10 protein-coding genes are annotated in these 13567 nt (G+C 65.9%); 3 read left to right on the top strand and 7 right to left on the bottom strand.

Features of this window, described 5'->3' with window-relative positions:
• Positions 1–61: 61 nt before the first annotated feature.
• Positions 62–1471, top strand: a complete 1410-nt coding sequence (locus IEX88_RS07620) for a methyl-accepting chemotaxis protein (protein ID WP_188849996.1) — start codon at positions 62–64, stop codon at positions 1469–1471.
• Positions 1472–1606: 135 nt separating this feature from the next.
• Here IEX88_RS07620 and IEX88_RS07615 read toward each other — a convergent pair whose 3' ends face one another.
• From IEX88_RS07615 to dapA, 3 genes are all read right to left on the bottom strand, one after another.
• On the bottom strand, positions 1607–2173 hold the full coding sequence (locus tag IEX88_RS07615) for a peroxiredoxin (RefSeq protein ID WP_188849995.1): 567 nt from the start codon (positions 2171–2173) through the stop codon (positions 1607–1609).
• Between the two features lie 122 nt (positions 2174–2295).
• Positions 2296–2769, bottom strand: coding sequence for an SsrA-binding protein SmpB (smpB, locus tag IEX88_RS07610; RefSeq protein ID WP_188849994.1), 474 nt, complete (start codon positions 2767–2769; stop codon positions 2296–2298).
• 177 nt (positions 2770–2946) lie between these two features.
• Positions 2947–3828, bottom strand: coding sequence for a 4-hydroxy-tetrahydrodipicolinate synthase (gene dapA / locus IEX88_RS07605; protein WP_188849993.1), 882 nt, complete (start codon positions 3826–3828; stop codon positions 2947–2949).
• A gap of 370 nt (positions 3829–4198) precedes the next feature.
• Between dapA and IEX88_RS07600 the strand changes: the two genes are divergently transcribed.
• Positions 4199–6337: a lytic transglycosylase domain-containing protein gene (locus tag IEX88_RS07600; RefSeq protein WP_373289564.1), complete on the top strand. Its 2139-nt coding sequence runs from the start codon at positions 4199–4201 to the stop codon at positions 6335–6337.
• A 377-nt stretch (positions 6338–6714) separates the two neighbouring features.
• On the opposite strand, the gene IEX88_RS07595 is transcribed toward IEX88_RS07600, so the two are convergent.
• The 3 genes from IEX88_RS07595 to parC form a co-directional block, all read right to left on the bottom strand.
• A complete protein-coding gene (locus IEX88_RS07595; protein WP_188849991.1) occupies positions 6715–7731 on the bottom strand; it encodes a hypothetical protein in 1017 nt (338 codons plus the stop codon).
• 454 nt (positions 7732–8185) lie between these two features.
• Positions 8186–8641, bottom strand: a complete 456-nt coding sequence (locus IEX88_RS07590) for a winged helix DNA-binding protein (RefSeq protein ID WP_188849990.1) — start codon at positions 8639–8641, stop codon at positions 8186–8188.
• A gap of 409 nt (positions 8642–9050) precedes the next feature.
• Positions 9051–11297, bottom strand: a complete 2247-nt coding sequence (gene parC / locus IEX88_RS07585) for a DNA topoisomerase IV subunit A (protein WP_188849989.1) — start codon at positions 11295–11297, stop codon at positions 9051–9053.
• Between the two features lie 293 nt (positions 11298–11590).
• Between parC and IEX88_RS07580 the strand changes: the two genes are divergently transcribed.
• Positions 11591–12772 carry an aq_1923 C-terminal domain gene (locus IEX88_RS07580; RefSeq protein ID WP_188849988.1) on the top strand — a complete coding sequence of 394 codons (1182 nt, stop codon included), beginning with the start codon at positions 11591–11593 and terminating at the stop codon, positions 12770–12772.
• Positions 12773–12911: 139 nt separating this feature from the next.
• Here the strand turns inward: IEX88_RS07580 and IEX88_RS07575 are convergent, their stop codons facing one another.
• Positions 12912–13337: a cupin domain-containing protein gene (locus tag IEX88_RS07575; protein ID WP_188849987.1), complete on the bottom strand. Its 426-nt coding sequence runs from the start codon at positions 13335–13337 to the stop codon at positions 12912–12914.
• Between the last annotated feature and the right edge of the window lie 230 nt (positions 13338–13567).

Genomic DNA, 13567 nt, shown 5'->3' with positions numbered 1-13567 from the left:
TAACCCTTTATTCAACATAATCGGCCAACCTCCCGGCATAAAATACGGGGGGGAATAGCACATGCTCGGGATGTTCAAGAAAACCAGGACCTATCGCGAGCAGTTCGCCGATGCGGTCATCCAGATATCGCCCGACGGATACTACGTGCTCCAGGACGGCGTGATCCGGGACTGCAATCCGGCGACGGAAGCCATGCTGCGCGGCAGCCGCGAGCAGATCGTCGGCCTCACCCCGAATGCGATCTCGCCCGATGTCCAGTCCTGCGGCAGCCGCAGCGACGCGCGCACGCTCGAGGTTCTGGCGGAGGCGGCGAAGAACGGCTGCGCCCGCTTCGAGTGGACGACCCAGCGGCTCGACGGCTCGACCTTCCCCGGCTTCGTGACCATCATGGCGACCGAAATCGACGGCAAGCCGGCCTTCGTCACCTTTCTCGTCGACCTCAGCGTCATGGTCGCCATGCGCGAGGAAGGCGCCAAGGCCAGGGCCGCCGAGGAAAAGGCCGCGGCCGAGCAGAACCAGGCGATCGACACGCTGGCACAGGCGCTGAGCCGCGTCGCCAAGGGCGACCTGCGGGCGCGGCTCTCGGGCACGCTGCCTTCGGGCTTCACCAAGATCGGGACGGATTTCGACACCGCCATCGGCGCGTTGGCCGAGGCCATGGCCGACGTCGCCTCGACGGTCGTCAACGTCGAGGCGGCCACCAACGGCATCGCCGCCTCCTCCGACGATCTCGCCCGCCGCACCGAGCAGCAGGCCGCCTCGCTGGAGGAAACGGTCGCCGCGCTCGGCGAGGTCACCGGCGCGGTGAACCAGACGGCCGACAGTTCCAGCCACGCCCAGAAGGTCGCGACCTCCGCCCGGCTGAAGGCCGAGAAGGGCGGCCAGATCGTCGCCCAGGCCGTCGAGGCGATGAGCCGCATCGAGAGCTCGTCGCATGAGATCGGCAACATCATCGGCGTCATCGACGAGATCGCCTTCCAGACCAATCTCCTGGCGCTGAATGCCGGCGTCGAAGCGGCGCGGGCGGGCGAGGCGGGCCGCGGCTTCGCCGTGGTGGCGCAGGAGGTCCGTGGCCTCGCCCAGCGCTCGGCCGAGGCGGCCAAGCAGATCAAGAGCCTGATCTCGACCTCGGGCAACGAGGTCCGCACCGGCGTCGATCTGGTGACGGCCTCCGGCCAGAGCCTCGAGGAGATCGTCGAGGAGGTCTCGACCATGACGAACGTGATCGCCCGGATCGCCGAATCCGCCAAGGAACAGGCCAGCAGCCTGAAGAGCGTCTCGTCCGCCGCCGCCCAGATGGACAAGGCGACGCAGCACAATGCGGCCCTGGTCGGCGAGACCTCGGCCGCCGTCCAGGCGCTGGCCGACGACGCAAGGCGCCTCGGCGAGATCGTCGAGCGGTTTTCGATCGACGGCGCGCCGACGTCCCGCCACCCGGCAAGGGCGGCGTCCTGGGGCCGGGCGGCCTGACAGGGCAGCGACCCTTCCCCGCGGCGGGCCGACCGCCGCGGCACACTCGCCTAAAATAGCGGGAGCTACGGACGCGGCCCGCCCGTCTGAACGGGGGGGCCTACAGCCGCGGCATGCTCGCCTAGATGGGCGGGCCTAGGGCCGCGCCAGGCCTTCGAGATAGTCGACGACGTCCGCGGCGTTCCGGTCAGGCGGGAAGACGGGATAGAACACCTTCTCGATCTCGCCGTCGCGTGCCACCAGGGTCAGCCGCTTCAATAGCGTATCGCCGTCCACGTCAAAGGTCGGAAGCTCCAGCATCTCGGCCAGTTCGCCATGGCTGTCGGACAGGAGCGGAAACGGCAGGTGCAGGCGCTCGGCCGCCTCGCGCTGATAGGCCGTGGTCTGAGTCGAGATGCCGAAGACATGGGAAACCCCCAGCGCCTTCAGATCCGCGAAATGGTCGCGAAAACCGCAGGTCTGCGGGGTGCAGCCGCGGGCTCCCGGAATCTCGTCCCAGCCGCCGGGCAAGGGGGCGCCGGGCCGGCCCGTCATCGGATAGGCGTAGAGCACGGCAAGGCCGGCCAGCTGCGACAGGTCGACCTCTCCCCCGGCGGTCGAGGCCAGTCGCACCGCCGGCAGCCGCATGCCGAAGAGATGGCTGCCGCCGCCGTCGTCCAAGGGAGCCACCAGCCCCTCGGGCAATCTCGTCAGGTCCGTCATCCCAGGCCTCCGCGTTTCTGCCGAATCGCCATGGTCCTGCGAAAGGCAGCGTAAGGCAAGTATGCGATCGTCGGCGGGGAGGCCACGGAGCCGGAAGCCCCGCCGCATCAAAGCCTGGCGGGTCAGCGGTTGTCCTTCAGGAGCCGCTCCTTCTGGCGGTTCCAGTCCTTCTGCTTCTCGGCCTCGCGCTTGTCCGGCGCGTTCTTGCCCTTGGCCACGGCGATCTCGATCTTGGCCATGCCGCGGTCGGTGAAGAAGATCTTCAAGGGCACGATGGTCATGCCGTCGCGGTTGACCGCGCTCGCCAGCCGGTTCAGCTGCGCCCGGTGGACGAGGAGTTTTCGCCGGCGTTTCGGCTCGTGGTTGTTGCGGTTGGCCTGCAGATATTCCGGCACGTAGGAATTGATCAGCCAGAGCTCGCCGCCCTCTTCGGCGGCATAGGATTCGGCGATGGTCGAGCGGCCGAGGCGCAGCGACTTCACCTCGGTGCCGGTCAGCACCATGCCGGCCTCGATCGTATCGATGATCGAATAGTTGTGACGCGCCTTGCGGTTCTCCGCGACGATGCCGGTCTTGGCCTTGGGTTTCTTTGCCATTGCTGTGTCGACAGTGCCTGTTGCGGGCGCTCCTTGCAGGAAGGCGCGGCCGAGGTCGTGAACCCCGTCAGATGAGGATCGAGGGCGCCGTTTCAAGCGCCGCCGATGCGAGGGCCGGTGAGCCGCGCGCCGCGCGGCCCGCCGCAAGGCGCGCCGGCTGCGCCCGGCTCGGCCGGCTCAGTTCAGGAGGCCGGCGTGCCGCAGCGCCGCGTCGATCGCCGCCTCGGTCGATTTCTCGATGGTGACGAGCGGCGAACGCAGCGTGTTGCCCATCTTGCCGAGGCGCGACAGGGCGTATTTCGGGCCGCCGGGATTGGGCTCGATGAACAGCGCCTTGTGCAGCGGCATCAGCTTGTCCTGAATGGCGAGGGCCGCCGCGAAGTCGCCGGCGAGCGTCGCGGTCTGGAACTCGGCGCAGAGCCGTGGCGCGACATTGGCCGTCACCGAGATGCAGCCGCGCCCGCCATGGGCGTTGAAGCCGAGCGCCGTGGCATCCTCTCCCGACAGCTGCAGGAAATCCGGGCCGCATTGCAGACGCTGGTCGGAGACGCGGTCGAGCTTGGCGGTCGCATCCTTGACGCCGACGATGTTGTCGAAATCGGCGGCGAGTTTGGCCATGGTCTCGACGGTCATGTCGATCACCGAGCGCGGCGGGATGTTGTAGATGATGATCGGCAGCTTCACCGCCTTGGCGATGGCGGAATAATGCGCGTAGAGGCCGCGCTGGTTCGGCTTGTTGTAGTAGGGCGTGACGACGAGGAGGCCGTCCGCGCCAGCATTTTCGGCAAACAGCGCCAGGTCGATCGCCTCGGCGGTGTTGTTCGACCCGGCCCCGGCGATGACCGGCACGCGGCCGCCGGCGACCCCGACGCAGAGCTCGACCACGCGCTTGTGCTCGGCATGGCTGAGCGTCGGGCTCTCGCCCGTCGTGCCGACCGGCACCAGGCCGTGCGAGCCCTCGGCGATCTGCCATTCGACGAAGGCCTGGAAGGCCGCCTCGTCGAGCGCGCCGCTCTCGGCAAATGGCGTCACCAGCGCCGGCATCGAACCCTTGAACATTCCCGTCTCGCTCCCGCCGTCTGCAAGCTCTTGTCGGCCGGCACCGGACTTCTCATCTGTGGTGACTGCCCCGGTCGCGCCCGGCCCTGGGACCTTCGGCATTGCGGGACATAAAACCGGCGGCATCGTCCGGCATGAAGGCCGGCACCATAGTGAAGGGCCGCTGGCGAGACAAGCCGACATGGCGGGGGCGAAAGTCCGTGGCGGGGTGTCGCATCGGGGATGGGTTTACGATGTCTTCATGCCGTCCGTGAGAGATTTGGTGACCATGTCGTCACTCACGCGGGGAACGGGCCATCCCACGGGGATCGCCTTTCGAAAGGTTGCCATGACTGCGCCGGGAATTGCCAAGAGCCTGATCGTCCAGGGAATGCTGCTGGTGCTCCTCGGACAGTCGGCGAGCGCGCAGCAGCTGCTGCCGCCGGTCGGCCCGATGCCGTCGCTGCGGCCGATGGCCCGGAGCACCGGCGTCGATCTCGACCCCTCGCGTTTCGGCACGCCGCCGGCGCCATCGCGCAATCCCGTGGCGACACGGGCCCCCGCTCCGGCCCGCGTCGATTCGAGCGCCAGCGCCTTCACCGCCTCGATCACCGCCATCACTGCCCGGCCGGCCAATCTCAACGCGGTCGCCGGCAGCCTGAACGACGGGCTGAAGGCGATCTCGTCCGGCAATCTGATCAAGGCCCGCGCCATCCGCCAGGGCATGCCCGGCCGCTCGCTCGACCGCAACATCCTGACCTGGGCGATCGCCCTCAACGGCGGCCGCGACGTGCCCGCCCACGAGATCGCCGAGGCCTCGGCGGCGCTGCAGGGCTGGCCGGGCCTTGCCAAGCTGCGCGCCAATCTGGAACGGGCGCTCCTGCGCGAGGAGCCGTCGGCCAGCGCCGTCGTCAACGCCTTCGCCGGGACGAAGCCAGAGACGCCGGAGGGGGCGATGTCGCTCGCCCGCGCTCTGCTCGAACTCGGCCATGCCGCCGAGGCCAAGCGCCTGATCGCCAATGTCTGGCACAAGGAGCGTCTCGACGCGGCCCTGGAGCAGCGGATCCTGAAGCAGTTCGGCACGCTGCTCACGCGCGCCGACCACAAGCGCCGCATGGACATGCAGCTCTATGCCGAGCGCGTCACCGATGCCGGCCGGATGAAGAAGCTCGCCGGCGCCGAAAGCCTCTATGCCGCCCGCGCCGCCGCCGTGCGCGGCGAGAGCAATGCCGCCAAGCTGCTCGCCGCGGTTCCCGCCTCGCAGCGCTCGGACCCCGGCTACCTCTTCGCCATGGTCGAGGTGCAGCGCAAGGCCGGCAAGGTCGACCAGGCCGCCGCCACGCTTTTGAAGGCGCCGCGCGACGCCGCCTCGCTGGTCGATCTCGACGCCTGGTGGAACGAGCGGCGCATCGTCGCCCGCGACCTCCTCGACGTCGGCCGCTACAAGGACGCCTACCGCGTCGCCAGCGCGATCTCGGCCGAGAGCCCGGCGGACGCGGCGGAAGCGGAATTCCATGCCGGCTGGATCGCCCTGCGCTTCCTCAAGGACCCGCGCACCGCGGGCCAGCATTTCGCCAAGATCGCCGAGGCCTCGAGCCGGCCGCTGTCGCAGTCGCGCGCCTATTACTGGCTGGGGCGGACCGCCGAGGCCTCGGGCTCGGGCAATGCCGCCCGCTACTACGGTCGCGCCGCCGCCCATCCCACCACCTATTACGGCCTGCTCGCCGCGGCCCGGCTCGGCACGCGTCCCCCGGCGGTCGACTACCCCCGGCCGACGGCCGCCGAACGCCAGCGCTTCGAGAGCCGCGAGCCAGTGCGCGCCATCAAGCGGCTGCAGCAGCTCGACATGGACAGCCGCGCCGCCACGATCTACCGGAGCCTCGCGGACGAGCTGACCAGCCCCGGCGAGCTCGCCCTTCTCGCCGTCATGGCCGAGAGCCAGAACAACCACTATCTCGCGCTGAAGGTCGGCAAGCAGGCGAATTACCGCGGCATCGACGCGGCCGCCCTCGCCTTCCCGGTCGGCGTCATCCCCGCCTCCGCCAACATCTCCGCCTCCGGCAAGGCGCTGGCCTACGCCATCGCGCGGCAGGAGAGCGAGTTCAACCCGGCGGCGAAATCCGGCGCCGGCGCGCTCGGCCTCCTTCAGCTGATGCCGGGGACGGCCAAGGCGGTGGCCGCCAAGGTCGGCGTCAGCTATTCGCTCGCCCGCCTCACCTCCGACCCCGGCTACAACGCCACCCTCGGCGCGCGCTTCCTCGGCGACCAGATCGCCAATTTCAACGGCTCCTACATCCTGACCTTCGTCGCCTACAATGCCGGACCGCGGCGCGCCCGCGAATGGATCGAGCGGTTCGGCGACCCGCGCGGCAAGTCGATCGACGAGGTCGTCGACTGGGTCGAGCGCATCCCCTTCACCGAGACGCGCAACTACGTCCAGCGGGTGATGGAAAACTACCAGATCTACAAGATCCGCCTCGGCGCCCCCGGCAGCATCGAACAGGACCTGCTCAACGGCCGGCGCAGCTAGAACGATAACGGAGATGAAAGCGCTTCGGCCGATGTCGCGCCAACGCGGCCGCGCGCCCGGCCGGTTGACTTCAGCTTACCCGCCCCATTCGCCGCCTTTCCAACTTCTGCGGTCTGCTCACCCATCAGGCATGTAGCAGCTTCATCAAACCCGCCGGATGGATGGTGCTGAGCTGTCAGCAAATGGCCGGCATGGGTGGAAACCGGCCATTCGCGTAGCGGCGGACGAACGGCAGCTACGCGCCAAGAGCGGGCATTAATTGCTTTCAGATTGGATGCTATAAGGTGCCGGCTCGCAGGCCGTCAGATCCTGGAGTTCGAGCATTAGATGGGTACCATTAGTGCGGCGGCCCTCATGCCCGCTTCCGACCCTCAAAATCAGAAATGCGTGGGGGATATAGCTTCATCTTTCGTAACGATGTTGATATCGGCTCCGGGAAAGAGGTTCGCCAGCGTAGTCATTTCAATGCCTGTCGCGGTGTCTAAGAACACGCTCTTCTCCAGACCTGTAATTCGGGCCGCACGCATCGCGAACAACATAGAATCCCAAGGTCGAAAGACCTGAGATTCTCCGTTCTCTAGTGCAGAATTTGTGAATGGCCGTACATATTGCTGCTCGATAGTTAGATGAGTTTGCGTCTCTGAGCTAAGGTAAAAATGAGTAGCATCACGCAGCGATGCTTTGGTATGCACGCGAGCTGCGAGTTCGCCGAACTGGTGGGGTAGAACTGTCGCCCCCTCTAATTCATAGGGCCCCTTTTGACCGTGAATCATCTGAAGCCCGCCATCGTTTACAAAGGCGACCCCTAACTTGCCCATATGCACCGCAATTGATTGGCCCAGAATGTCCGTCGACAGATCAAAAGCGTTGTCGGAACCGTCAATACGATACCAATAAAGGGTAAAGGGAAAAGTGCTGTGCAGAGCACGGAACCGCGTTTGCTTACGGGAACTTTGCAGCATTAGCTGACAGTGGGCAAACTGATCGATGAAATCAGCCGGCACAATCTTGCCTGACACCGGATTCTTTCGATCCAGAAGGAGAGCAGTCTCCTTGACCAAAATTCCGACAAGAATCTTGGCCAACCAACGCGCCACGGAAAGCCTGTGTTCGCTGGTTTCAATACATCCGCGTTGAAATACCTCCTGCACTTCGGTCTCGATTTTGGAAAGAAAGCCCGTATTGCATTCAACACAGCAGGGAACAGTTAGGATACGATAGGGTATCGAACTGCCATTCAACAGCGTTAGCCGTTTGTTGAACAGCCCACACTTTCTTTGAAGCCACTTTGGCAGCACGTGCTCGCCAACTCCGGTCGTCGGCGCGCCTCCGCAAACGAAACAGCGCCCAGTACGGATGTTTTCGCTGTCTACGGCACGCTCGACACTTTTCATGATGTAGTGGTTGTGGGGATCAGAGTCCCTAACCTCTAACATGCGCCCTTGCCCCTACCACTCGAAGAACGAAAGCCTTTCAGCATTCTGGCCTAGACGCCATCGAGCGGCAAGCCACACCAAACGGGGCATTCAGCCCAAGTTGACCAAGCGGCCCCTGTGAAGGAATTCTTGCGACAGAGTGAGCGACCGAGGCGGAGGCGCAAAGCCGCACTTGGCTTAGGGTCGCCAATGTCCGCAAAGGGTCGATAGCGGTCCGGCAGCGTCGGGGGCTTCCGCTTCGACGCCGAACGGCTCGGCCGGGGGTGAGCTGCCTGTCAGCTTGTCGGAGTGCGTCGTTCAAAACCGGACGGCGGCTCGACGCCCTCTGGGCAGTCCACCCCGTTCAGTGGCTGGGCCGCGGCCCTACTTGGCGGCGCAAAAGGGCGGCCTCGAAGCTTCGATCGACGAAGGGTTAGCGCGCCTTCCGGAGCGCCTGCTTCATATTCCTTTTGACGTCGTCGAACGCACTTCTGACAACCTCGATCCGATCGACGCTGAGCCGGTCGGCGATGTCTTCGCCCACCATCCTGTAGACCGTGGAAATATGCGATCGGGTATCCATGCCGGATTGTGTCAGCAGGACCATGTTACCCCTGATCTCGACGAGATTTCGGACACGCAACCGATCGTACGAGACGGCAAGCGCGGTCGGGTGAACACCCAGTTCCTCAGCCGCCTCGCCGAGGTCGGTTGGCTCGCGCGGGTTCAGTGCGAGCATGTAGTCGTCCTCGCCGGGCGACAGCGCGATCGTTGCCAGGTGCATCGCGAGCAGGTCACGCGTGAGTTTGGCGACCTCGATCATCGACGTCGCCAAACGTTCTTTCTCAGTGTCGTCAGTGCGGTTTTCTTCGAAAACTGTCGCGGACATGAATTACCCCTTTGCGGCCACTACTTGTGTGCAGTTGTCCAACCAAATGCTGGCGCGAAGCTGGATTGATGGGTCGAGACACGCGATTTGGGGATTGCGCTGACGCAGAAAACGTCGGGGGCCAACGGAAATTCGCCGATCGGCACTTGGTCGACGGCTTCCTGGCGTGCCCCGGAGGCGTAACAGGGCAACTCCCGCCTCTTGCTCCACGTGCAGGAGGCCGGACTGGGCCGAGGCGAGAGGGCCTGATGGAGTGGCAGCGCGCTCAACGGTTGGCGGCGTCCGCGCTCGGGTCAGCATGCTGCGACGCGCTGCCGCGACATCGGGTCGAGAGCTGGCGGAACATATCGTCGCTTCCGAGACCAGATGCCTGACCCGATCGGAGACTGCCGCACCCCTCCGGACGGGCTCAGCCGAACTTGTTCGACTTCGGGAAGCCGTTCGGCACCAGCCGGCCGGCGAGGCCTCGATCGGTGCGCCACTCGAACAGCTCTTCCGCCGAGCGGTGGAACGAGCGCCCGCCGGCGCCCTGCCAGGTGAGGCCGCCGTCGATCGAAAAGATCTTGAGGTCGGAGAGGCCGCCATCCTTGTAGCGCTGCAGGCGCACGCCCTTGCCGCGGGTCATCTCCGGCACCTGGATCAGCGGGAAGACGACCATCTTGCGGTTCTCGCCGACGACCGCGACGGTGTCGCCCTCGACCACGGCGGCAAGGCGCAGCCGCGTCGTGCCGGAGAGGTTCAGGAGCTGTTTGCCCTTGCGCGTCGAGGACAGCATCTCGGCCTCGGTGATGCGGAAGCCGTTGCCGTCCGAGGAGGCGAGCAGGCGCTGGCGCGTCGGCACGGCGACGAAGCCGAGGACGATATCGGCGGCGTCCTCCAGCTCGAAGGCGAGACGGATCGGCTCCCCCTGCCCGCGCCCGCCGGCCAGCTTATCGGCGCCCAGCGTATAGGCGCGGCCGTCGGTCGAGAGAAACACCAGCTTGTCCGTCGTCTGCGCGGGAAAACCGAGCTTCAGCGAGTCGCCTTCCTTGAAGGCGAGTGTCGAGAGATCGGCGACGTGTCCCCTGAGCGAGCGCAGGAATCCCTTCTGCGACAGGACGACGGTGATCGGCTCGCGCTCGATGAAGGCGACGTTGAGGTCGTCGAGATTGTGGTTCGGCGCATCGGCGAAATCGGTGCGCCGCTTGCCGAGCTTGGTCTTCTTGGAGAAGGTCTTGCCGACGGCGCGCACTTCCGCCGAGATCGCCGACCACTGCAGTTCGCCCGAGCCGAGCAGCGCCTCCTTCTCGGCCTTCTCCTCGGCCAGCGTGTCGTATTCACGCTTCAGCTCGAATTCCTCGAGTTTGCGCAGCGAGCGCAGGCGCATGTTGAGGATCGCCTCGGCCTGCACGTCGGTCAGCGCGAAGGCCGCGATCAGGACGGGCTTCGGCTCGTCCTCGCTGCGGATGATGCGGATCACCTCATCGAGGTTGAGGAAGGCGATGAGGTAGCCGGAGAGGATCTCCAGCCGCCGCTCGATCTGGTCGAGCCGGAAACGCGCGCGGCGCACGAGCACCTCGCGCTGGTGCGCCAGCCATTCCTGCAGCACTTCCTTGAGGTTCATCACCCGCGGAATCTTGCCCTGCGACAGGACGTTCATGTTGAGCGGAATGCGCGCCTCGAGATCGGTGAGGCGGAACAGCGATTCCATCATCAGAGCGGGATCGACCGTGCGGCTCTTCGGCTCGAACACCACGCGCACGTCCTCGGCCGACTCGTCGCGCACGTCGGCGAGCAGCGGCAGGCGCTTGGCCATCAGGAGATCGGCGATCTTCTCGATCAGCCGCGATTTCTGCACCTGGTAGGGGATCTCGGTGACGACGACGACGTAGCCGCCCCTCCCCTGCTCCTCCCGCTCCCAGCGCGCCCGCACCCGGAACGAGCCGCGCCCGGTGGCATAGGCTTCGCGGATCTGCTCCTGGGTGTCGACGACGATGCCCCCGGTCGGGAAATCCGGGCCCTGGACGGCCTTCAGAAGCTTGTCGAGACCGGTCTCGGGGTCGTCGATCAGCATCAGCGCCGCTTCGCAGAGCTCAGCGGCATTGTGCGGCGGAATGGCCGTGGCCATGCCGACGGCGATGCCCGAGGCACCGTTGGCGAGGAGGTTCGGGAAGGCGCCGGGAAGCACGATCGGCTCCTGGTCCTCCTCGTTGTAGGTCGGGCGGAAGTCGACGGCGTTCTCGTCGATGCCGCGCAGGAGCAGCATCGCGACGTCGGTCATCCGCGCCTCGGTGTAGCGCATGGCCGCGGCACTATCGCCGTCGATATTGCCGAAATTGCCCTGGCCGTCGATCAGCGGATAGCGGATCGCGAAATCCTGGCTGAGACGCACCAGCGCGTCGTAGATCGAGGCGTCGCCATGCGGGTGGAACTTGCCCATGACGTCGCCGACGATGCGCGCCGACTTCTTGTAGCCCTGGCCGGGATCGAGGCGCAGCACGCGCATGGCGTGGACGATGCGCCGATGCACCGGCTTCAGGCCGTCGCGCACGTCCGGCAGCGCACGGCCCATGATCGTCGACAGCGCATAGGCGAGGTAGCGCTCCTCGAGCGCGTCCTTCAGGTCGACCGGTTCGATATCGCCGCCGCCTGGTGGCGGATCCGCTGCCTTGCCCATGCCTCGCGTTTAGAGCAGGCGGCGGGCAAGAACAAGAACGGAACACGGCTTTTCCCAAGGCATTTTTCACCGCGGACATGCTGGCGCCGTAAAGCTTGTCGCGAACTCCCTCTTGACCCGGCGGGTCAGCCGCAGGCAAGCCCTCTCAAACCGGGCATTCGGGCCCTCGCCGGGACGGTGAAGTTTGCGCCAGGCCCTTGCCCTGGCGGACTTCCAACCCATCTGCGTCGCACCCCTTTGCCGAGAGACTGCTCCGCCGCCGTTCCGCCCATCGTTCCGTGAGAGGACATTTCATGACACATCCGTCCAGCCACGCCCTCGCCGGCATCGCCTTCCTGCTTCTGGGCAGCACGTCTGCCCTGGCCGCCGACGCCCAGGCCTTCGGCGACCGGCTGAAGCAGCTGTCGGCCGAGAGCGACATGCCGATCAACTTTACCGCCGCCGAATCGGACGGCGACAACGTCATCCTGAAGGGCGTCACCCTCGGCGCCGGCCCGGAGGCCGGCGCGGTCGGCGACGTCACGTTCCAGAACGTCACGGGTTCGACGGCGGCGGGCTGGCAGGTCGAGGCGATCCCGTTCGAGGATTTCAAGAAGATCGAGGACGGCAAGGAGGCGACCGTCAGCGGCATGGCGATCAGCGGCCTGCAGCTCGCCGGTTCCGAGGGCGAATCCACGCTGCCGGGCGGGACGCCGATCTTCTTCGACGAAGCCAGCGTCGACTCCGTCGCCATCAGCGACCAGGGCAAGCAGCTGTTCAGCCTCAGCGGCACCCAGTGGACCAATGCGGTCGAGAGCGGCAGCGGCACCATCACGTCCAGCTTCAACCTCGGCGACTTCACCCTCGATTTCGCCGCCATGCCGGCGGACGAGACCACCAAGGCGATGCAGGACGTCGGCTATCCCCAGATCGCCGGCAACGGCTCGGTCGAGATGAACTGGGATCCGAAGAAGGGCGAACTCAGCCTCTCGCCCTTCGACCTGTCGGTGAAGGACGCCGGCGATTTCTCGTTCAGCTACCAGATCAACGGCTACACCCCGTCCTTCGTGCAGTCACTGCAGCAGATCCAGGCGCAGATGGCGGCCGATCCCGCGGGGGCGTCGAATTCCGGCATGGCTATCATCGGCCTCGTCTCGCAGCTCAGCCTCGCCTCGCTGGAAATCGGCTTCACCGACTCCTCGCTCACCAACAAGCTGCTCGACTATTACGCCAAGAAGAACGGCCAGACCCGTGAGCAGCTGATCGACCAGCTCATCGGCACGCTGCCGCCGATGCTGGCCATGCTGCAGAACCCGGACTTCCAGGGCACGGTGACGACGGCTGTATCGACCTTCCTGAAGGATCCGCAGTCGCTGACGATCTCGGTCGATCCGGACGCGCCGGTTGCCGCCACGCAGATCATCGGCGCCGCCATGGGCGCGCCGCAGACGCTGCCGCAGGTCCTGCAGCTCGAAGTCACCGCCAACGAGCAGTAGTCTCCATCGACCGTCGCCGCCGATCTCCGGCGGCGGCGGTCGCCCGCGTCGTCAGCCCCAGCGATCGCGAGCCGGTTCTCGCGCCGGGCGTCGGGAGGCATGCAACGCTGGGGTTTCGAGCCGTGCCATCGCCTTCCGATCAGGCGCAGCAGCAGGCATAGCAGTAGCACATCGTCGCCCCGCGCGCGCCGACGGTGAACTCGTACTTCTCGCCGGCCGGCACATACATCCAGTCGCCCGCCGTCAGCTCCATGTCCTTGTAGTGGATGGATCCCGAGATCATGATCCGGATGCCCGGGCCCTCGTCATGGCTGTGGCTGGGAACGACCGCGTGCGGCGCGCCCGACGAGATGTAGAGCGTCGTCGGCCCGTCGAAGTAGAGCGGCAGCATCTCCTTGGTGAAGCCGTCCGGGATGTTCTTGACCGCGAGGCGATCGGCGACGGACCGCACCGACTTGGATTTGGACGTCATGATGCGGCCGGGTTCGATGCCGCCGGCCTTCTGGATGGACCGGATATTCTCCAGGCAAGCGGCCAGAGTGGACTGGTTTGGGTTAAAGGCCATGTCTTCCTCCACAGGTTGAAAAACAACCTATGGTAACATGACACTCAATCCCTACAACTGAAATTTGAGACGCCGGGGCGCGCCGCTTGGCGTTTCCGCAGTCCACCACCGGCGATCATCATCCTTTTCAGGCGACGAGGTCGTCCCCCTCACGTCCCTGTGCAGCCGAACGGGCTTTGTCCGTCGCGTGGCTCGGTATCGGCGGCGACACGCCCGAACTTCCCCATCGG

The organism is Aureimonas glaciei (assembly GCF_014643375.1).
GTDB classification, from domain to species: domain Bacteria; phylum Pseudomonadota; class Alphaproteobacteria; order Rhizobiales; family Rhizobiaceae; genus Plantimonas; species Plantimonas glaciei.
Note: the sequence above shows the minus strand (reverse complement) of the source record. Positions and strands in the feature narration are given on the sequence as shown.

What these genes read in the sequence shown, in the direction of transcription:
- dapA (WP_188849993.1), bottom strand. Translation starts at nt 3,828, where the DNA reads ATGTTCAAGGGTTCGATGCCGGCGCTGGTGACGCCATTTGCCGAGAGC.
- IEX88_RS07615 (WP_188849995.1), bottom strand. Translation starts at nt 2,173, where the DNA reads ATGACGGACCTGACGAGATTGCCCGAGGGGCTGGTGGCTCCCTTGGAC.
- parC (WP_188849989.1), bottom strand. Translation starts at nt 11,297, where the DNA reads ATGGGCAAGGCAGCGGATCCGCCACCAGGCGGCGGCGATATCGAACCG.
- IEX88_RS07575 (WP_188849987.1), bottom strand. Translation starts at nt 13,337, where the DNA reads ATGGCCTTTAACCCAAACCAGTCCACTCTGGCCGCTTGCCTGGAGAAT.
- IEX88_RS07600 (WP_373289564.1), top strand. Translation starts at nt 4,199, where the DNA reads ATGCTGCTGGTGCTCCTCGGACAGTCGGCGAGCGCGCAGCAGCTGCTG.
- IEX88_RS07590 (WP_188849990.1), bottom strand. Translation starts at nt 8,641, where the DNA reads ATGTCCGCGACAGTTTTCGAAGAAAACCGCACTGACGACACTGAGAAA.
- IEX88_RS07580 (WP_188849988.1), top strand. Translation starts at nt 11,591, where the DNA reads ATGACACATCCGTCCAGCCACGCCCTCGCCGGCATCGCCTTCCTGCTT.
- IEX88_RS07620 (WP_188849996.1), top strand. Translation starts at nt 62, where the DNA reads ATGCTCGGGATGTTCAAGAAAACCAGGACCTATCGCGAGCAGTTCGCC.
- smpB (WP_188849994.1), bottom strand. Translation starts at nt 2,769, where the DNA reads ATGGCAAAGAAACCCAAGGCCAAGACCGGCATCGTCGCGGAGAACCGC.
- IEX88_RS07595 (WP_188849991.1), bottom strand. Translation starts at nt 7,731, where the DNA reads ATGAAAAGTGTCGAGCGTGCCGTAGACAGCGAAAACATCCGTACTGGG.